Origin of the sequence: Altererythrobacter epoxidivorans, from assembly GCF_001281485.1 — a bacterium.
Lineage (GTDB): Bacteria > Pseudomonadota > Alphaproteobacteria > Sphingomonadales > Sphingomonadaceae > Erythrobacter > Erythrobacter epoxidivorans.
Genome location: NZ_CP012669.1, coordinates 638386 through 656081, shown reverse-complemented (window position 1 = coordinate 656081; position 17696 = coordinate 638386). Strand labels below are relative to the sequence as shown.

Annotated in this window: 18 protein-coding genes and 1 tRNA gene; 4 read left to right on the top strand and 15 right to left on the bottom strand. The window is 61.1% G+C overall.

What is annotated here, in order from left to right; all coding sequences use genetic code 11:
* Positions 1 to 55: 55 nt before the first annotated feature.
* The 8 genes from rseP to rpsB form a co-directional block, all read right to left on the bottom strand.
* Positions 56 to 1189 carry an RIP metalloprotease RseP gene (gene rseP / locus AMC99_RS03370; RefSeq protein ID WP_083440069.1) on the bottom strand — a complete coding sequence of 378 codons (1134 nt, stop codon included), beginning with the start codon at positions 1187 to 1189 and terminating at the stop codon, positions 56 to 58.
* 1 nt (position 1190) lies between these two features.
* Entirely contained in the window at positions 1191 to 2345 is a 1155-nt protein-coding gene (gene dxr / locus AMC99_RS03365) for a 1-deoxy-D-xylulose-5-phosphate reductoisomerase (RefSeq protein WP_061922785.1), read from the bottom strand.
* Positions 2342 to 3079, bottom strand: a complete 738-nt coding sequence (locus tag AMC99_RS03360; protein WP_061922774.1) for a phosphatidate cytidylyltransferase — start codon at positions 3077 to 3079, stop codon at positions 2342 to 2344. Before AMC99_RS03360 ends, dxr begins: the two co-directional genes overlap by 4 nt.
* Positions 3066 to 3749: a polyprenyl diphosphate synthase gene (gene uppS, locus AMC99_RS03355; protein ID WP_061922771.1), complete on the bottom strand. Its 684-nt coding sequence runs from the start codon at positions 3747 to 3749 to the stop codon at positions 3066 to 3068. The genes AMC99_RS03360 and uppS overlap by 14 nt, the downstream gene beginning before the upstream one ends.
* A 25-nt stretch (positions 3750 to 3774) precedes the next feature.
* Positions 3775 to 4332 carry a ribosome recycling factor gene (gene frr, locus AMC99_RS03350; protein WP_061922768.1) on the bottom strand — a complete coding sequence of 186 codons (558 nt, stop codon included), beginning with the start codon at positions 4330 to 4332 and terminating at the stop codon, positions 3775 to 3777.
* A 3-nt stretch (positions 4333 to 4335) separates the two neighbouring features.
* Positions 4336 to 5058 carry a UMP kinase gene (gene pyrH / locus AMC99_RS03345; protein ID WP_061922755.1) on the bottom strand — a complete coding sequence of 241 codons (723 nt, stop codon included), beginning with the start codon at positions 5056 to 5058 and terminating at the stop codon, positions 4336 to 4338.
* Between the two features lie 362 nt (positions 5059 to 5420).
* Positions 5421 to 6347: a translation elongation factor Ts gene (tsf, locus tag AMC99_RS03340; protein ID WP_061922752.1), complete on the bottom strand. Its 927-nt coding sequence runs from the start codon at positions 6345 to 6347 to the stop codon at positions 5421 to 5423.
* A gap of 92 nt (positions 6348 to 6439) precedes the next feature.
* Entirely contained in the window at positions 6440 to 7189 is a 750-nt protein-coding gene (rpsB, locus tag AMC99_RS03335) for a 30S ribosomal protein S2 (RefSeq protein ID WP_061922749.1), read from the bottom strand.
* A 347-nt stretch (positions 7190 to 7536) separates the two neighbouring features.
* Here rpsB and AMC99_RS03330 point away from each other — a divergent pair, with 347 nt between their 5' ends.
* Positions 7537 to 7773, top strand: a complete 237-nt coding sequence (locus tag AMC99_RS03330; RefSeq protein ID WP_061922746.1) for a hypothetical protein — start codon at positions 7537 to 7539, stop codon at positions 7771 to 7773.
* On the opposite strand, the gene pssA is transcribed toward AMC99_RS03330, so the two are convergent.
* Positions 7727 to 8464, bottom strand: coding sequence for a CDP-diacylglycerol--serine O-phosphatidyltransferase (gene pssA / locus AMC99_RS03325; RefSeq protein WP_083440198.1), 738 nt, complete (start codon positions 8462 to 8464; stop codon positions 7727 to 7729). The two genes, AMC99_RS03330 and pssA, sit on opposite strands and share 47 nt — an antisense overlap.
* 92 nt (positions 8465 to 8556) lie before the next feature.
* Positions 8557 to 9306, bottom strand: coding sequence for a phosphatidylserine decarboxylase (locus tag AMC99_RS03320; RefSeq protein WP_061922743.1), 750 nt, complete (start codon positions 9304 to 9306; stop codon positions 8557 to 8559).
* A gap of 131 nt (positions 9307 to 9437) precedes the next feature.
* Between AMC99_RS03320 and AMC99_RS03315 the strand changes: the two genes are divergently transcribed.
* Positions 9438 to 10526: a phosphatase PAP2 family protein gene (locus AMC99_RS03315; protein WP_198143564.1), complete on the top strand. Its 1089-nt coding sequence runs from the start codon at positions 9438 to 9440 to the stop codon at positions 10524 to 10526.
* On the opposite strand, the gene AMC99_RS03310 is transcribed toward AMC99_RS03315, so the two are convergent.
* Both AMC99_RS03310 and AMC99_RS03305 read right to left on the bottom strand, forming a co-directional pair.
* Positions 10487 to 11632, bottom strand: coding sequence for a beta-ketoacyl-ACP synthase III (locus AMC99_RS03310; protein WP_061922737.1), 1146 nt, complete (start codon positions 11630 to 11632; stop codon positions 10487 to 10489). The two genes, AMC99_RS03315 and AMC99_RS03310, sit on opposite strands and share 40 nt — an antisense overlap.
* 69 nt (positions 11633 to 11701) lie before the next feature.
* Positions 11702 to 11787, bottom strand: a tRNA-Tyr gene (locus tag AMC99_RS03305).
* Positions 11788 to 11927: 140 nt separating this feature from the next.
* On the opposite strand from AMC99_RS03305, the gene rlmB reads away from it, so the two are divergent.
* On the top strand, positions 11928 to 12722 hold the full coding sequence (rlmB, locus tag AMC99_RS03300; protein ID WP_061922734.1) for a 23S rRNA (guanosine(2251)-2'-O)-methyltransferase RlmB: 795 nt from the start codon (positions 11928 to 11930) through the stop codon (positions 12720 to 12722).
* A gap of 13 nt (positions 12723 to 12735) precedes the next feature.
* Positions 12736 to 13581 (top strand): hypothetical protein, encoded by an 846-nt coding sequence (locus AMC99_RS03295; RefSeq protein WP_061922731.1) that lies wholly within the window; start codon positions 12736 to 12738, stop codon positions 13579 to 13581.
* A 113-nt stretch (positions 13582 to 13694) separates the two neighbouring features.
* On the opposite strand, the gene AMC99_RS03290 is transcribed toward AMC99_RS03295, so the two are convergent.
* The 3 genes from AMC99_RS03290 to AMC99_RS03280 all read right to left on the bottom strand — a co-directional run bounded on the left by AMC99_RS03290 (position 13695) and on the right by AMC99_RS03280 (position 17563).
* Positions 13695 to 13967: an HU family DNA-binding protein gene (locus tag AMC99_RS03290; RefSeq protein ID WP_061922727.1), complete on the bottom strand. Its 273-nt coding sequence runs from the start codon at positions 13965 to 13967 to the stop codon at positions 13695 to 13697.
* Between the two features lie 246 nt (positions 13968 to 14213).
* Positions 14214 to 16610, bottom strand: coding sequence for an endopeptidase La (gene lon / locus AMC99_RS03285; protein ID WP_061922724.1), 2397 nt, complete (start codon positions 16608 to 16610; stop codon positions 14214 to 14216).
* Between the two features lie 134 nt (positions 16611 to 16744).
* Entirely contained in the window at positions 16745 to 17563 is an 819-nt protein-coding gene (locus AMC99_RS03280; RefSeq protein WP_061922721.1) for a hypothetical protein, read from the bottom strand.
* Positions 17564 to 17696: the final 133 nt, after the last annotated feature.

Here is a 17696-nt window from a genome sequence, read left to right as displayed (position 1 = left end):
AGGCAATCAAGCGGTGTGACCCACCAATCGCCGACCCGATGGCTCCTTTCCCCGGTTAACTCCCGAAAATCGGGAGGGTAACGAGGTCATTCACCGTCACGACGACCATCAACATCAAAACGAGAGCGACGCCGGTGCGATACGCCCATTCCATGCCGCGTGGGCTGACCGGCTTCTTACGGACAGCCTCAGCCGCGTAAAATGCCAGGTGCCCGCCGTCGAGCGCCGGGATTGGCAAGAGGTTGATGAATGCCAAGTTAAGCGAGATCAGCGCTATGAAGTTTATGAAGGGCAATGGCCCGAGGCTGAGCTGCTCGCCGGAATATTTCGCGATCTTGATCGGTCCGCCCATTTCCTGGAGCGAGCGATCGCCCGTCACGATCTGGACGATGCCGGTCACCATCATGCGCACCAGGTCGACGCTGTGTTCGGCAGCCAGCCCCACCGCTACAATCGGCCCGACGGTTTCGAACTTGAACTCCTGCGAGTAGATGCCGAGGCGCCCCATCCGCATCTCGTTGCCGAACCGGTCGCTTTCGACCGCTTCACCAATCGTCACCGGCACGGTGAGAGCGTTCCCGTCGCGCTCCAGATCGATCGAAATACGCTTGTTGGGATAGAGCATCACCTTGTCGGTGATGTCCTGGAATGTCGCGACCTTCTCGCCATCGATGGCAAGGATACGGTCGCCTTCCTCGATACCGGCATCGCGCGCGACCGACACGTCGGCGAAGCGATTGACGACGGTCGTTTCGGCCGGATCGAGCGCCACCGGGCGCCCCATGGCGGTAAAGAATGCCGCAAAAATGGCGATGGTGACGATGATGTTCGTCGCCGGACCTGCGAATACGATCAGCGCGCGCTTCCACAGGCTTGCGTGATGGAAACTGCCCTCGCGTTCTTCCGGAGACGCGTTCTCAATAGCTTCTGCGTCGGGGATGCTCGCCGGGTTCATGTCGCCCTTGAACTGGACGTATCCGCCGAGCGGAATGGCTGCGATCTTCCAGCGCGTGCCGCGCTTGTCAGTCCATCCGATCAGTTCCCTGCCGAAACCGATCGAAAACGCCTCTGCCCCGACGCCGAACCAGCGGCCGACGAGGTAATGGCCGAGCTCGTGCAGGGTCACCAGCGGACCGAGCACCAGCAGGAAGCCTATGACGTACATCCAGAAAGGAGGCGATTCCAACAAGTTAAGCGTTCTCCAACATTGCCTCGGCCCGGACGCGTGCCTCGCGGTCGATCTCGAGAACCTCCGCAAGCGTGCCCGGTGCAGCCGCCGTATAGCGGCTAACCGTGTCCTCCACCAATGCAGCAATACGGGTGAACGAAATCTGACCGCCGAGAAATGCCGATACGGCTATCTCGTTGGCAGCGTTGAGAATGGCCGGCGCCGCGCCGCCCGCCTCGATCGCTTCGCGCGCCAGGCGGGTCGCCGGGAAGCGATCCTCGTCAGGGGCGAAGAAACTCAGTTCGCCAATCGCCGGCAGGTCGAGCGTTTCCATCGGCGTATCCATGCGCGCCGGCCAGGCGAGACAGGATGCGATGGGCACGCGCATGTCGGACGGACCCAGCTGCGCCAGCGTCGAACGGTCGCGATATTCGACCATCGAATGGATCACGCTTTGCGGGTGGACGACGATCTTCAACCGGTCGAGACCGACGGGAAAGAGGTGATGGGCTTCGATATATTCGAGGCCCTTGTTCATCATCGTCGCAGAATCGACGCTGATCTTTGCACCCATGTCCCAGTTGGGATGCGCCACCGCCTGCTCTGGCGTCGCCGCATCGAGCTGCGCCTGTGTCCATGTGCGGAACGGTCCGCCACTGGCAGTCAGCGTGATCCTCGCAACATCGGACAGCCTGTGCCCCTGCAGGCACTGGAAGATCGCATTATGCTCGCTGTCGACCGGAAGCAGCGTCGCACCATGACGGGCGACAGCCGCGGTCATGACTTCGCCAGCCGAAACCAGCGCCTCCTTGTTGGCGAGCGCGACAGTGCCGCCCCGTTCGATCGCGGCCATCACCGGGCCCAACCCGGCACAGCCGACGATAGCGGCAACGGTGATGTCGACCGGGCGAGATGCCGCCTCGCACAGCGCCGCACGGCCACCGGCGGCTTCGATGCCAGATCCGGCCAGCGCTTCGCGCAATTCGGGCAGGCAAGCCTCGTCACCCACGACAGCCAGCTTCGCGCCGAATTCACGTGCCATCTGGGCCAGCTTGGCAACCGAGCAATTCGCGGTGAGTGCCTCGACCTGCCACTCGTTACGGTTGCGCCGGATCAGGTCGAGAGTCTGCTCACCCACCGAACCTGTCGCGCCAAGGATGGAAATTGAGCGGGTCACAACACCCCGCCAACCAGCTGGATAATCGCGAACAGGGCTGAGACGGCGATCAGGCCGTCGGTGCGATCGAATAATCCGCCGTGGCCGGGAATGAGGTTCGAGCTATCCTTCACCCCTGCACGCCGCTTCATCCAGCTCTCGAAGAAATCGCCAGCCTGGGCAACGACGGCGATGACTGCACCTGCTGCGAGAGTCCAAAGCCAATTGCCTTCGATCGTGCGCCAGGCCCATTCGCTGCCACTGGCGCCGTGCTGCTGCATGATGAGGACTGTCGAAACCGTTTCAGCCCCCAGCAGGGCGACGAAAGCGCCGAGTACGCCTCCAAACAAGCCCGCCCAAGTTTTTGACGGGCTGATCTTCGGGGCAATCTTGGGTCCGCCGATGGCCCTCCCCATGAAGTATGCGCCGACATCGACACCGATTACCGACAGGACAAGCGCGAACAGCCAGTATCCGGTGCCGTCCCACCTCAGGATAACGAGGGTGAGGCTGGCAAGCATGAGATAGGCGAGGCCCGCGACGAGCCATACGGCCTTGCCGGCAAGCGATTGAGCAATTGCCGAGGACAAGCGATGCCATTCGGACATGACGCCGCCGGCGACGATCGCCACGAACGACGCCCACCACCATCCGCCGAGCCAGAATGCGACGCCCGCAATGGCGATCATTACGATGGCGGAAACGAAGCGGACCGGCAGGTCGGCGTTTTTCGATTTAGGTTCACCGTCCGCCATAACGTCGCTCCCTATTGGCGAAATCGTCCAGCGCCTGCCGCAGGTGGTCCGGCGTGAAGTCCGGCCACAGCGTGTCGACGAAAAGCATCTCCGCATAGGCCGCCTGCCACAGCAGGAAATTGGACAGGCGAACCTCTCCGCTTGTCCGGATCAGCAGGTCAAGCGGAGGCATGTCATTGGTGTCGAGGTGGGCCGCGATTGTGCGTTCGTTCACTTCGCCGATCGCCGCAGCCTTTGCTGCGGCCCGCGCGATTTCCTGCTGCGATCCGTAATTGAGCGCCACTGCCAGGGTGTGCGAGCCGCCACTGGTCTGTTCCAGTGCATCTTCGAGCATGGCGACGATATCGGGGGCCAGCCCCTGCCAGTCGCCGATGATCTTGAGCCGGACGTCGTTGGCGATGAATTCAGGCAGATCCGATTTGATGAACTTGCGCATCAGGTTCATCAGGTCGTCGACCTCTTCTTCGGGCCGCTTCCAGTTTTCGGAGGAGAATGCGTAGAGCGTCAGGCAATCGAGGCCCATCTCTTCCACGCTGCGAACCAGCTTGCGCACGGCCTCTACGCCGCGCTTGTGCCCCATGGCACGCGGGAGGGCGCGTTTCTTGGCCCAGCGTCCGTTGCCATCCATGATGATGGCGACATGCCTTGCTCGGTTGGGCTCCGCCCCCATCAGCCCTCTCCGGCCTACTCCGACCTCACTGGGTCAGGATTTCCTGTTCCTTCTTCGCGGCGGCTTCGTCGGTCAGCGCGACGTATTTATCGGTCAGCTTCTGGACCTCTTCTTCGCTGCGCTTGCGATCGTCTTCGGAGATTTCCTTCTTCTTCTCGTCGGTCTTGAGCGCTTCCATGCCGTCGCGGCGCACGTTGCGGATCGCGATCTTTGCCTTTTCAGCATACTGCCCGGCGAGCTTCGCCAGTTCCTTGCGGCGTTCTTCGGTCAGGTCGGGGATCGGGAGGCGGATGTTCTGCCCGTCGATCATCGGGTTGAGGCCCAGGTTTGCGTGCGCAATCCCTTTCTCTACCGCGATCATGTTTGCCTTGTCCCACACCTGCACGCTCAGCATGCGCGGCTCGGGCGCCGAAACGGTCGCCACCTGGTTGAGCGGCATCATCGCGCCGTAAACTTCGCACACCACCGGATCGAGCAGGCTGGTGTTCGCGCGGCCCGTCCGCAGGCCTCCAAGGTCGCTCTTGAGAGCTTCGACCGCGCCGTTCATGCGGCGCTCGATATCGGACTTGTCATACTGTGCCATCGATCAGGCTTCCTCTTGTACAATCGTCTGGACGCCGCTGCCATCGAGTACGCGGGCGACGTTTCCTTTTTCGCGGATCGAGAAGACAACTATCGGAATGTGGTTCTCTCGGCAAAGGGCGACGGCTGCCGCATCCATGACCTTGAGATTATCCGACAGAACCTTGTCGTAAGTAATTGTTTCAAAACGCGTCGCATTGGGATCGGTCTTGGGATCCGCGCTATAGATCCCGTCGACGCTGGTTCCCTTGAGCAAGGCATCGCAGTTCATTTCCGCCGCACGAAGCGCAGCGCCGGTGTCGGTCGTAAAGAACGGGTTGCCGGTCCCGGCTGCGAAAATGACGATGCGTCCCTTCTGCAGGTGCCGTTCGGCACGGCGGCGAATATAGGGCTCGCATACTGAAGCCATCGGGATCGCCGACTGGACGCGGGTCTGGACGCCGAGCTGTTCGAGCGCGTTCTGCATGGCCAGCGCGTTCATGACGGTTGCCAGCATCCCCATGTAATCGCCAGTGGTACGGTCAAGACCGCGCGCCGCGCCTGCCACGCCGCGGAAGATGTTGCCCCCGCCGATCACCAGGCAAATCTCGTAGCCTGCGTCCTTTGCCGCCTTCACCTCTTCGGCGAGACGCGCAACATAGGCGGGGTCGATCCCGTATTCCTGCTCCCCCATCAGCACCTCGCCCGAGAGTTTCAGGAGAATGCGCTTCTTGTCTTTCAGGGGCATGGTGAAAACCTGTTCCAGCGGGAGGGGGTGCGGCGCTGCTTAGCTGCGATTGCGGCGAGTGGCAAAGCCTAACGATATCGTCGGCAGCATGAACGTCCGGCAGATGAGAATTAGGTGTCGCTTCCCCTGGTGGGAGGGGAGGTCCCGAGCGTCTTCAAAAGCGACCCGAAAAGGCCGGAACCCTCGCGGTGGACGAGAGCGACGGGCGGCACTCTGGCAGCGTGCAGGAATGCGACAATTAACTTTGTTAAAAACTTGCCCGGTTCTGAAAGATTTTTTCATCCCCGAAACGGAACAACCGCCCGCCCCGGCAGGGACGAGCGGCTGTTCGAGCGGCGCGAGGCGCCGACAATCGGGCTGGATCAGCCGGCGACTGCAGCAGCCACTTCGGCCGCGAAATCGCTTTCTTCCTTCTCGATGCCTTCGCCGAGCTGGTAGCGGACGTAGTCCACCAGCTTGACCGAACCGCCATTGTCCTTGCCGAACTTGGCGACCGTGTCTTCGACGCTGGTCTTGTTGTCCATCACGAACATCTGCGACAGGAGAGCGTTCTCCTTGGCAAACTTCTTGATCGCACCGTCGACCATCTTGGCCTGGACTTCGGCAGGCTTGCCGCTTTCGGCAGCCTTTTCCTGTGCGATCGCACGTTCGCGTTCGATCACATCGGCATCGAGGCCTTCAGCGTTCAGCGCCTGCGGGAACATCGAAGCGATGTGCATCGCCAGCTGCTTGCCGAAGGGTTCGAGAACGTCTGCCGACAGGTCGCTTTCAAGAGCGACGAGAACGCCGATCTTGCCGAGGCCGTCTGCAGCAGCGTTGTGCACGTAAGGAACGATCGAGCCCTGCGACACCGAAACGCTCTTCACGCGGCGGACCTGCTGGTTTTCACCGATGGTCGCGACGTTGTCGGTCAGCTTGTCGGCAACAGTGCCGCCGTCAGGGTATGCAGCCGACTTCAGCGCGTCGACATCGTCGCTCGAAAGCGAGAGTGCCGCCTGGGTCGTCTTGCGTACGAAGTCCTGGAACTTGTCGTTCTTCGCAACGAAGTCGGTTTCCGAGTTTACTTCGACGGCAACGCCCTTGGTGCCTTCGACGGCGACGCCGACGAGGCCTTCTGCAGCGGTGCGGCTCGACTTCTTCTGCGCGGTCGCAAGACCCTTTGCGCGAAGTGCGTCGACAGCAGCTTCGATGTCGCCGTTCGATTCTTCGAGAGCCTTCTTGGCGTCCATCATGCCCGCGCCGGTCTTTTCGCGCAGGGCCTTCACATCAGCGGCAGTAAATGCAGCCATGAGATTTTCCTTTTCAAATCGTATTCGGGCACCGGGGCCCTGGTGGGGACGCCCGGCGCACTAGGGGGTGTTCGTGACAGCCGTGTGGCGTGTCAGGCAGTCGCTTCAGCCGGCGGCTGTTCCATCGCGCCGACATCGACGCCGGAATCGGCAACTGCGCCGCCGCGACCCGAGGTCGCCGCTTCGCTGATTGCGTCGCAATACAGGCGAACGGCGCGAGCTGCGTCGTCGTTACCCGGAACCGGGAAAGCAATGCCCGTCGGATCGACGTTGGTGTCGAGAACCGCGATCACCGGAATGCCGAGAACGGCCGCTTCCTTGATGGCGAGGTCTTCCTTGTTGGCGTCGATCACGAACATCACGTCCGGGATGCCGCCCATGTCGCGGATACCGCCGAGCGAAAGTTCCAGCTTGTCCTTTTCGCGGGTGAGCTGAAGGACTTCCTTCTTGGTGAGGCCCGAAGTCTCGCCCGAAAGCTGTTCTTCAAGGGTCTTGAGACGCTTGATCGACTGCGAGATCGTCTTCCAGTTGGTGAGCATGCCGCCCAGCCAGCGGTGGTTGACGAAGTGCTGGCCCGAAGCGCGAGCTGCTTCTGCGATCGGCTCCTGAGCCTGGCGCTTGGTGCCGACGAACAGGACCTTGCCGCCGGCGCGGACGGTCTGCTCAACGAAGTCGAGAGCGCGCGCGAACAGCGGAACGGTCTGCGACAGGTCGATGATGTGAACACCGTTGCGGGCGCCGAAGATGTACGGCTTCATCCGCGGGTTCCAGCGGTGGGTCTGGTGGCCGAAGTGTGCGCCGGCCTCGATCAATTGCTGCATGGTGACGGTAGGAGCCGCCATAGGTAATTTCCTTTCCGGTTATGCCTCTGGAAGACTGGAACCGACTGCGGAGACCCCGCTGCGGCACCGGTATGTATGCCTTCCATGTGGATTTCCCGCCCATCTCCTGCCCCGTGAATCGAGGCATTTCATGTGCGGAAGGCGCGCCCTTAGCGAGGGATTCGGCAAAAATCCAGCCTCAATTCGTCGCACGCAGGATTCACCACGGCGCATTTTCGCCTTGACACGGCGGAACAAAAAGAGAACATTGCCATCAGACACGGAACGGACCGCGTCAATCAGGGTTTTCCCCTAGTCATGCACAGCTTGTCAACAGGCTTGCCGACAGACCGAAAGTGAGACTGACGATGATTGCTTATCTGCCGATCGCCCTGTTTGCCATCGCCCTCGTGGCTGTGATCGCCGTGCTGGCGGACACTATGGTCCGTGCCCGCAACGTCGTCATTGCAATGCGCGTAGAAGAACGCGCCTTCAAACAGGCGCCGCGTCCGGTCGATGTCGTTAAACTGCGCCCTGCGGCGGCAATCCAGCGGAGCGCTATGCGCCGCCCTGCGCCGAGGCTGCCTCGCGCCGTTGCCGCCTGATCCGTCCGTAACGGACCAGGCCCACAGGAACGAGCGCGAGATATCCGAGGCAAATCACGATCAGCGTCCACCAAGGTTCGAGTAGCAAACCGCCGCCGAACAGGATGCCGACGAGCGCAAGGAATTCGAGCCTGATATTGCGCCGCGGCCTGATCGAAGACCAGCTTAGGGTCGCAATGTTCGAAATCAGCAGGAACGCGATCAACGCAACCCAGATCGCAAGATAGAACGGGTTGCGGAACTCTGCGATTCCCGTCTCAAGCCAGAAATAGACCGGAAGAAATGCCAGCCCCGCCCCAACAGGCGCAGGTACACCTGTCAGGAACCCAGCCGACTTGTGCGGCTGGTCGTCGAGATCGATTTGCGCATTGAAGCGCGCCAGCCGCAGGGCCATGCACACCGCGAAAGCGAGAGCGGCAAACCATCCGAGCCGGGGAAAGTCCTGCAGCGACCACATGAACAGGATCAGCGCCGGCGCGACCCCGAACGACACGTTATCTGCCAGACTGTCGAGCTCCGCACCGAAGCGCGACTGGGCCTTCAGCAAGCGTGCGATTCGGCCATCGATGCCATCGAGCACGCCTGCAAGGATGATCGCAATAACCGCGAAATGCCATTCGCCACTGACAGCGAAACGGATCCCCGTAAGGCCCGAACAAAGCGCTGCTGCGGTGATCGCGTTGGGCAGCATGGTGCGCAACGTCAGCCCGCGCGTCCCCTTGCCTACCGGAATTTCGTCTTCTGCGGCCTTGGGCCCAACGCGTGGCAGGTCCGGGTCATGGCTCACTGCGCGATGCCCTCGATCAGTTTCTGCGTGCCGACTTCCGCGAGCATCGTTTCGCCCGCAATCACCTTCTGGCCAAGCAGCACCTTGGGATCGGTACCGGCGGGAAGATAGACGTCGACGCGGCTACCAAATCGAATCAATCCGACCCTCTGGCCAACTGCGAGCAGGTCGCCAGGCTTCACGAAGGGAACGATACGCCGCGCGACAAGGCCCGCGATCTGGGTGAAACCGATCATCATGCCGTCGGGCCGCTCGATCAGGATGTGCTGGCGTTCGTTTTCTTCGCTCGCCTTGTCGAGATCGGCGTTCATGAACTTGCCGGGCATATAGACGACGCGCTGAACGGTGCCGCCGATCGGCGCACGATTGATGTGCACGTCGAACACGCTCATGAAGATGGAGATACGTGTCACCTTGCCTTCAGGCAGGCCGCGAGTACCCGATCCATCGTCGACGGTCAGTTCGGCAGGCGGGTCGACCTCCTGGATGAGCGATACGAGCCCATCCGCCGGCGACACGATCAGGTCGTCTGACTGCGGCACCACTCGTTCGGGATCGCGGAAGAAGGCAAGCACGCCCAGCGTCAGGAAGGCGAGCGGCCAGGCGATCGTCTCCCACGCAAAGAACGCCGTCAGCAAGCTGAGTGCTGCCGTGATCAGTCCGAATTTGCGACCTTCGGGATGGATCGGCGGCCAGCTCCAGCTGACATCACCGCGCCCTTTGTTATCGAGTATTTCTCCAGCCATCGCTGCGATCTAGTCGCAAGAGGTGGCAGTAACAAGGCGCTGATCGCAATCGCCCGTGCAAGACGCTGCGTTTTAGCATGCGGTTAACCAAACTTCCCTATCAGCGGCGAGGCATGCATTATGGGGCTGAAATGACGCGCGATCATCGAATGCTGGACCGGTCTTTCCGGGACCTGTTGTGGGACGACGTACCGGTGCTCGCCATCGCGCTCGCCCTGTTCTGCATCGAACTCGCCATCTTTCTCTACAATGGAATTGCAGTCGGGCTGGAACTCGCCGTGGTCAACGCACGGCTCTATACAGCGGCCGGTTTTGCAATGCTGGTTATCGACATGGCGCTGTTGCTGATCAGGAACCGGCCCGATCGGCCGACCATGTTCCTGATCGAGACCTACATGCGCCGGCTGCGCAGCCCTGTCTTTCTGGCCGCCCTGCCCATTTTCGCATTCGTCATCGTGTTCATGCCATTCTTTTCGAAGATGAAGTCCATGATCGCGCTGTTCAACGACTTCTCTTGGGATCCTGCCTTCATCGCGTGGGACCGGTTCATCTTCTTCGGTTACGATGCATGGGAAGTGCTGCAGCCAGTGCTCGGCTATCCCTACGTCACCGCGGCACTTGCAGTAGCCTATCATCTGTGGATGCTGCTGATTTACGCGGGGACGCTGTTCTTCGTCTTCTACCAGGCAGCAGCCGGTTTCCGCCGCGAATACCTGCTCGGTTTCTTCCTTATCTGGACAGTCATCGGCAACGTGCTTGCGACCATGCTTGCGTCCGTCGGCCCATGCTTCGTCGGCCCGATCCTGGGCATGAACACATTCGATGCGCAGATGGCCTATCTCAACAAGGCGAACGAAACGGTTCCGATCATGACCCTTCGCGTGCAGGAACTCCTGTTGGGCTGGTATCACGAGGGTGAAAGAGGTCTCGGCAGCGGCATCACCGCGATGCCGAGCATGCATGTCGCCATGGCGATGCTGTTCTGGCTCGCCGTCCGCCGCGTGTCACCTGCAGCAGGCAAGCTGTTCTTTGCCTTCTTCGTGGTGATCTGGGTCGGCTCGGTCCACCTTGCCTATCACTATTTCGTCGACGGCCTCGTGTCGGTCGTGGCGACGCTGATCCTGTGGCAGATTTCGCAGGCGATCATCAAGTGGTGGGACGCGCAGGCTTTTGCCCGGCGTCAGCCCACCTTGCGCACAAATACCGTCCCGGCTGAATAACCCGCACCGAAGCTACAGATCAGGCCGGTATCGCCGACCTGCAAATCCTCGCTGTTGAGATGGAATGCGATGATCGAGCCTGCGCTCGACGTATTGCCATAGGTATCGAGCACCGTCGGACTCTCGTCCGCGTTGGCCTCGTGCCCCAGCACACGGTGCGCGATCAGCCGGTTCATCCCCGCGTTGGCTTGATGCAGCCATAGACGCCGCAGACCTTGCGGATCGATCTCCAGCCGGGTGGCCTCATCGATGATCATCTGCGCGACCATCGGCACCACTTCCTTGAACACCTTGCGGCCTTCCTGAACGAACAGCTTGTCCGGCATATCGGCGGTTTCCGGATGCGCGCGATTGAGGAAGCCGAAATTGTTGCGGATATTGTTGGAGAAAACGGTCTTCAGCTTCGTGCCGAGGATGTCCCAATGCTGTGCCGGTGCAACCGCCTCGTCCTCGACCAGTACCGCGGTTGCCACGTCACCGAAGATGAAGTGGCTGTCGCGGTCGCGCCAGTTGAGGTGGCCCGAGGTGATTTCAGGGCTGACGACCAGCACGCTCTTCGCGTTTCCTGCCCGGATATAGTCCGTGGCGGTCTGTATCCCGAAGGTGGCAGAGGAGCAGGCGACATTCATGTCGAAGCCGAAACCATCGATGCCCAGCGCATCCTGGATCTCCACCGCCATCGCCGGATAGGGGCGCTGCATGTTGGATGCGGCGCACAGCACGGCATCGACGTCCTTCACATCGCGCCCGGCCCGCTCCAGCGCATCGCGGCATGCCTTCACGCCAATCTCGGCAAGGATCGAAAGCTCTTCGTTCGGACGCTCTTCCCAGCGCGGTGCCATGATCTCTGGATCGAGAACCGGCTGCTTGGTCATCACGTGCCGCGCCTTGATACCGCTCGCCTTCTCGATGAATTCGACTGAGCTCGGCTGCAGCGCCTCGATCTCACCAGAGGCGATCGCTTCGGCGTTGCGGCTGTTGAAGAGTTCGACGTAGCGGTTGAAGCTTTCGACGAGCTCTTCGTTCGAAATGCTGTCGGCAGGCGTAAACAGGCCCGTGGCGGAAATAACGGGCTTGCCCGTTATGACATCGGAAGTCTTTTGCATGACGCGGCTCGTTAATCCTGCCTTGCCATCTGGGCAAGAGCGATAGCTTCGCGTCGTGAGAGTTGCGGGTGGTGGACAGGGCTGGATTCGAACCAGCGTACGCTTGCGCGGGCAGATTTACAGTCTGCTGCCTTTAACCACTCGGCCACCTGTCCACACCAGCAAGGTCGGGAATTCGGGGCTCGCAAAAGCGACACCCCGTTGCCGAGAGGCGCCCCTTTGGCGAAGCGACGCTTGCCTGTCAATGGGGCGACTGGCAGGAGGGCCAAATCCTATCAACGAAGCGAGAGATTCAATGGCCAAGTCAGAGCGCAAGCGCGCGCTCAGGGGACGTGCAGGACGTATGAAGGGTGGGCGCGGTTCAGGCCGTGGCACCTCCGGACACACGCGCCTGTGGGGACGTCACGCGGTAGAGGCCGCATTAAAGAACCCTGCCCGTCAGCATCGCAAACTGTGGGCGACCCGTGAGGGAATCGAATCGCTCGACGGCGAACTGCCGGCCGATTTTCCTGTCGAATATGCCGATGTCCAGGACCTGGCGCGCCTTGTCGCCAAGGATGCGCCGCACCAGGGGCTCGTGCTGGAATGCGAACCGCTCGAAGATGTTTTCCTCGACGAGGTGCTTGGCGGCGAGGCTGACCGCCCGATCGTCGTCCTCGACCAGGTGACCGATCCGCATAATGTGGGCGCTATCATGCGCTCGGCTGCAGCATTCAACGCCGCAGCCATCGTGACGCAGGACCGGCATGCTCCGCCCGAATCGGGAGTGCTCGCGAAGTCCGCTTCGGGCGCGCTCGAAACCGTGCCTTGGGTGCGGGTCGTCAATCTTGCCCGCGCGCTCGATGAACTGGCAGAGAACGGATACTGGCGCATCGGCCTGACGGGTGCCGCCGAGGCAACGCTTGCCGAAGCCCTGCCCGCCGGACCTGTCGCTCTGGTCCTCGGCGCCGAAGGCGAAGGCATGCGCCACAACATCGAGGTCCATTGCGACGCACTGGCCAAGCTGCCAATTTCGAGCGTGATGGAGAGCCTCAACGTTAGCAATGCTGCAGCAATTGCCTTGTACGCGGTGACCACACGCAATTCCTGAGGGGGGATGAATTATGAAATCGCGGATCCTGCTCGCACTTTTCGCGCCGTTGCTGCTGACGGGATGCCTGCTTTCGCCGGGCAAGTTCACTTCACAGCTTTCGCTGATGAAGAATGGCAGCTTCAGCTATTCCTATGCCGGTGAAATCCAGATGCTCGCCTTTTCCAAGCTCGCCGAAATGGCCGCGGATGAAGAGGAGGAGTTCACGGCAAGCGATTGCTATGACGACGACTTCAACGATCGTCCCTGCACTGAAGGCGAAATAGCCGAGCAGAAAGCCGAATGGGATGCCAACGCCGACGTGCGCAAGGCCAAGAAGGCGAAAGAAGCGGAACAGATGAAGATGTTCCTCGGCGGGATCGACCCGTCGAGCCCGGAGGCAGCAGAAGAGTTCGCAGAGAAGCTTTCGCGCCAGAAGGGATGGAACAAGGTCACCCACAAGGGTGACGGGTTGTTCGAAGTCGATTTCAACGTGTCGGGCCAGCTCAGCCACGACTTCGCATTCCCGATGATCGAAAAGATGCCGATGGGGGCCAGCTTCGTCAGCGCGATTCTGCGCAAGGACGGCAAGGTGCGTATCGATGCAGACGGTTTCGCTGCCCAGGGCGCCGGCAATCCCATGCAGGGCATGATGAGCGGCGCGATGGGCCTCGCCCAGCTGAAGTCTTCGGAAGGGGAAGGATCGCCGAACATGGTCCTGCCCGAAGGAACCTTCACCGTCATCACCGACGGTGCGATCCTGGCGAACAACACGGATGAGGGGCCGTCGCGGAATGCCGCGGGTCAGCAGGTCCTGACCTGGGCTGTTTCGCCGCGCACAGAGGCTGCACCGACCGCGCTGATCGACCTGTCGGACTGACAGCCAACGCCCGGTTTCTCCGGGCTATCGGCCAAAGAAAAACCCCGTCGGTCTGACCGGCGGGGTTCTTCTTTATCAGGTAGCGCGGTGTTTCCCGCGCAGCCAGCGCAGTCTTAGTTGACGGCGTCCTTCAGGCCCTTGCCAGCCTTGAACTTGGGCTGGTTCGATGCCTTGATCGTCATCGGTTCGCCGGTGCGCGGATTGCGTCCGGTCGAAGCCTTGCGCTTGGCCACAGAGAACGTACCGAAGCCGACCAGTCGCACTTCGTCACCGTTCGACAGCGATTTGGTAATGGCGTCGAAAACGCCTTCGACCGCACTCGAAGCATCGCTCTTCGAAAGACCGCTGGAATCGGCAACCGCGCTGATCAGATCGTTCTTGTTCATCGTATAAAAACCCCCTCTTTGAATTTGAAATCGGCTTGCCCGGAGCGGCAGCGCGAAAGACCGCAAATGAGCCGTTTTTCCGCAGGGTGTCAAAGGCAAATCTGCCGCAAAAACGCCAATTAAGAGTAGTTCTTGTCGTTTTGCGACGAACCGTTCGCGTTCTTGTCATTCATTTGAGTGACAAGCGTCCCGGAGGCCGAATAGACCGGCCTCCGAGTCGCTGCAGCGCAACATTTCAAAATAAAATCAATGCGCCGTTTGAGATGCGTCACCGGCAGGGGCTTGGCCAACCGGCTGGCTGGCCAGGTCGTCGGCCTCGGTCCACTCGATCGGTGCCGGAATTGCGGTCAGCGCATTTTCCAGGACCTGGTCGACATGGCTGACCGGAATGATCTTGAGACCCTGCTTCACGTTCTCGGGAATTTCCGCGAGATCCTTCACATTGTCTTCCGGGATCATGACCACCTTGATGCCGCCACGAAGGGCCGCCAGCAGCTTTTCCTTCAGGCCACCGATCGGCAGCACACGGCCGCGTAGAGTGACCTCGCCCGTCATGGCCACGTCGGGCCGCACCGCAACGCCGGTCAGCGCCGACACGATGGATGTGACCATGCCGATACCCGCGCTCGGTCCATCCTTCGGCACCGCACCTTCGGGAAGATGGATGTGGATGTTCTTGCGCTGGAAGATCGACGGCTTGATGCCATAGGCAGGCGCCCGCGCCTTCACGAAGCTGAAGGCGGCCGCGATGCTCTCGCTCATCACGTCGCCCAGCTTGCCGGTCGACTTGATTTCGCCCTTGCCCGGCGTCGTGACGCTTTCGATGGTCAGCAGTTCGCCGCCCACTTCGGTCCATGCGAGACCGGTCACCGCGCCGACCTGCGGTTCTTCTTCGGAGACGCCGTGCTTGAACTTGCGCACACCGGCAAAGTCGGAAAGGTTTTCAGGCGTGATGGTGACGCTGTCGGTCTTCTTCTCGAGGATCTGGCGCAGCGACTTGCGCGCCAGCCGCGCAATTTCACGCTCCAGCGTACGAACGCCGGCTTCGCGGGTGTAATACCTGATCAGGTCGCGCAGCCCGTCCTCGGTCAGCTCGAACTCACCCTTCTTGAGGCCATGAGCGTCGATCTGCTTCTGGATCAGGTGGCGCTGGGCGATCTCGACCTTTTCGTCCTCGGTGTAACCTTCCAGCCGGATGATCTCCATACGGTCGAGCAGCGGCTGCGGCAGGTTCAGGCTGTTCGCCGTGGTGACGAACATGATGTCCGAAAGATCGAGGTCGAGTTCCAGATAGTGATCCTGGAACTTGCTGTTCTGTTCGGGGTCGAGCACCTCGAGCAGGGCCGACGCGGGATCGCCGCGGAAGTCCTGTCCCAGCTTGTCGATCTCGTCGAGCAGGAACAGCGGGTTCGAAGTCCCGGCCTTCTTCAGGTTGGAAACGATCTTGCCCGGCAGCGAGCCGATGTATGTGCGGCGGTGACCACGGATCTCGGCCTCGTCACGAACGCCGCCAAGCGACTGACGCACGAATTCGCGGCCGGTCGCCTTCGCGATCGACTTGCCGAGGCTGGTCTTGCCCACACCGGGAGGGCCGACGAGGCACAGGATCGGCCCCTTCAGCTTGTTGGTGCGCGCCTGGACGGCGAGATATTCGATAATGCGGTCCTTGACCTTCTCCAGCGCGTAGTGATCCGCATCGAGGATCTCCTGCGCCTTGCCGATGTCCCGCTTCAGGCGGCTCTTCTTGCCCCAAGGCAGGCCGAGCAGCACATCGAGATAGTTGCGGATGACGGTCGCCTCGGCACTCATCGGCTGCATGCTCTTGAGCTTCTTGAGCTCGCTTTCCGCCTTGGCCTTGGCTTCCTTCGACAGCTTCATGGTGTCGATCTTGGCCTGCAATTCGGCCAGTTCGTCGCCATCCTCGCCGTCGCCGCCACCCAGCTCGCTCTGGATCGCCTTCAACTGTTCGTTGAGGTAATATTCGCGCTGGGTCTTTTCCATCTGGCGCTTCACGCGGCCACGGATCTTGCGCTCCACCTGCAGCACCGAAAGTTCGCCTTCCATGAAGGACATTACCATCTCGAGACGCTTCAGCGGGTTCGGCTCGGTCAGCAGCGCCTGCTTGTCGGCAACCTTGGCACCGATCGCAGCGGCAATCGTATCCGACAGTTCTCCGGCATCATCGACTTCGCTCAGGTCGGCACCGGCATCTTCACCCAACTTCTTGTTGAGCTTCGCATATTCGCCGAATTGTTCGACCACCTGCCGCATGAGCGCGGTAACTTCGCTGCCACCGACAGTTTCGGCCGGTTCGGGTTCGACTCCGGCGACGACATAGCCGTCACGCGGTTCGATCGACTTGATACGGGCGCGCTCGCTACCTTCGACGAGCACGCGAACCGTACCATCGGGCAGCTTCAGCATCTGGAGGACCTGCGCGATCACGCCGACGTCATAGAGATCGTCACGCTCGGGATCGTCGCAGCCCGGATCGAGCTGCGCCAGCAGGAAAATGTCCTTGCTAGCTTCCATCGCAGCTTCGAGCGCAGCGACCGATTTGTCGCGGCCGACGAACAGCGGGACGACCATGCCGGGAAAGACGACGATGTCGCGCAGGGGAAGAAGGGGATATTGTGCAGTCATAGATTTTCCGTCGCGGCCATTTGGGCCTGCGTTTGATCCGAATATGGGTAGCCGCCACCGGCCTCGCAATGCCGCATCGATGTTAATTGTGGATGGCGCCGCGTCGACAACTCCCGAGGCCCCTCAGGGTCGTTTCAGTCGCTCTCGGGCGTCTTTCCGCCGGCGTCCTGCAAAATGCTTCGCGCGGTCTCTTCGAAGCCGCCGGCTAGGTCGGTATCGACTGAAAGGAACGTCTTCCCGCGCTGGATCTGCTGGTCGTAAAACCCGGCAGAAACCCCATCCACATCGTGGTCGGTGAGCATCTTGGCAATGGCGCCTCCTGTCGCACCTATGATGCCCGAGATGGATGCGACCGACGTAATGGCGGAAGAGGCGATGGCCCCTGCCGCCGCGATCGGCCCGACTCCCGGCACGGCGAGCACGGCAACGCCCAGAACGGCACCGGCGATACCACTGCCGGCCACCGCACCTGCGATGCTCACCGTGGAGTGCCCTTCAGGCCAGCGCGTTTCCGTATCCATGAACTGGCTCGCGCGGAACAGCATGGAGACAGCCTCGGGCGGAATCCCCTCTGCCCGCAACCGCTCTACCGCTGCATCGGCCCGTTCGCGGCTGTCGAACACTGCGGTGACGACGTGGGAGCGCGTCTCGCTCTCGATATTGACCGCCTTGTCAAAGGCTGCGGCGAACATTTCGCGTTCGCGCTCAGAACGAAAGACGATGCGCAATCCGGCGCTGTCGTGCAGGCGCTGGACGCTGGGGGTTTCGACTTTCTGGAACAGGGTGCGCATTAGCATCTGCGTCGTGGTCGGTCGCATACGCTGGTTGGTGCCGCGATTGATCCATTCGACCTCGCAGGGTCGCGGATGGTCAATTGGCAGATAATTGATCGCAGGCAGGTCTGCTGCCTTGATCACATAAGCCGGACCAATGTTGTCGGCTGCCTTCCCCATGCCCCCGCCATATCGGTGTTGCGAAGGGGAAGACTAACTCAGTCCGCCAATTAGTTATTGCATCTATACGACAAATTTTATGAAGTTTCGGATTCGCAAATTGCGCCGATTGCAGCGCGCACTTTGCAATTCG

Coding starts and splice junctions, on each gene's coding strand:
- AMC99_RS03360 (WP_061922774.1), bottom strand. CDS start 3,079: ATGGCGGACGGTGAACCTAAATCGAAAAACGCCGACCTGCCGGTCCGC.
- uppS (WP_061922771.1), bottom strand. CDS start 3,749: ATGGGGGCGGAGCCCAACCGAGCAAGGCATGTCGCCATCATCATGGAT.
- frr (WP_061922768.1), bottom strand. CDS start 4,332: ATGGCACAGTATGACAAGTCCGATATCGAGCGCCGCATGAACGGCGCG.
- pyrH (WP_061922755.1), bottom strand. CDS start 5,058: ATGCCCCTGAAAGACAAGAAGCGCATTCTCCTGAAACTCTCGGGCGAG.
- tsf (WP_061922752.1), bottom strand. CDS start 6,347: ATGGCTGCATTTACTGCCGCTGATGTGAAGGCCCTGCGCGAAAAGACC.
- rpsB (WP_061922749.1), bottom strand. CDS start 7,189: ATGGCGGCTCCTACCGTCACCATGCAGCAATTGATCGAGGCCGGCGCA.
- AMC99_RS03330 (WP_061922746.1), top strand. CDS start 7,537: ATGATTGCTTATCTGCCGATCGCCCTGTTTGCCATCGCCCTCGTGGCT.
- pssA (WP_083440198.1), bottom strand. CDS start 8,464: ATGCTGCCCAACGCGATCACCGCAGCAGCGCTTTGTTCGGGCCTTACG.
- AMC99_RS03320 (WP_061922743.1), bottom strand. CDS start 9,306: ATGGCTGGAGAAATACTCGATAACAAAGGGCGCGGTGATGTCAGCTGG.
- AMC99_RS03315 (WP_198143564.1), top strand. CDS start 9,438: ATGACGCGCGATCATCGAATGCTGGACCGGTCTTTCCGGGACCTGTTG.
- AMC99_RS03310 (WP_061922737.1), bottom strand. CDS start 11,632: ATGCAAAAGACTTCCGATGTCATAACGGGCAAGCCCGTTATTTCCGCC.
- rlmB (WP_061922734.1), top strand. CDS start 11,928: ATGGCCAAGTCAGAGCGCAAGCGCGCGCTCAGGGGACGTGCAGGACGT.
- AMC99_RS03295 (WP_061922731.1), top strand. CDS start 12,736: ATGAAATCGCGGATCCTGCTCGCACTTTTCGCGCCGTTGCTGCTGACG.
- AMC99_RS03290 (WP_061922727.1), bottom strand. CDS start 13,967: ATGAACAAGAACGATCTGATCAGCGCGGTTGCCGATTCCAGCGGTCTT.
- lon (WP_061922724.1), bottom strand. CDS start 16,610: ATGACTGCACAATATCCCCTTCTTCCCCTGCGCGACATCGTCGTCTTT.
- AMC99_RS03280 (WP_061922721.1), bottom strand. CDS start 17,563: ATGGGGAAGGCAGCCGACAACATTGGTCCGGCTTATGTGATCAAGGCA.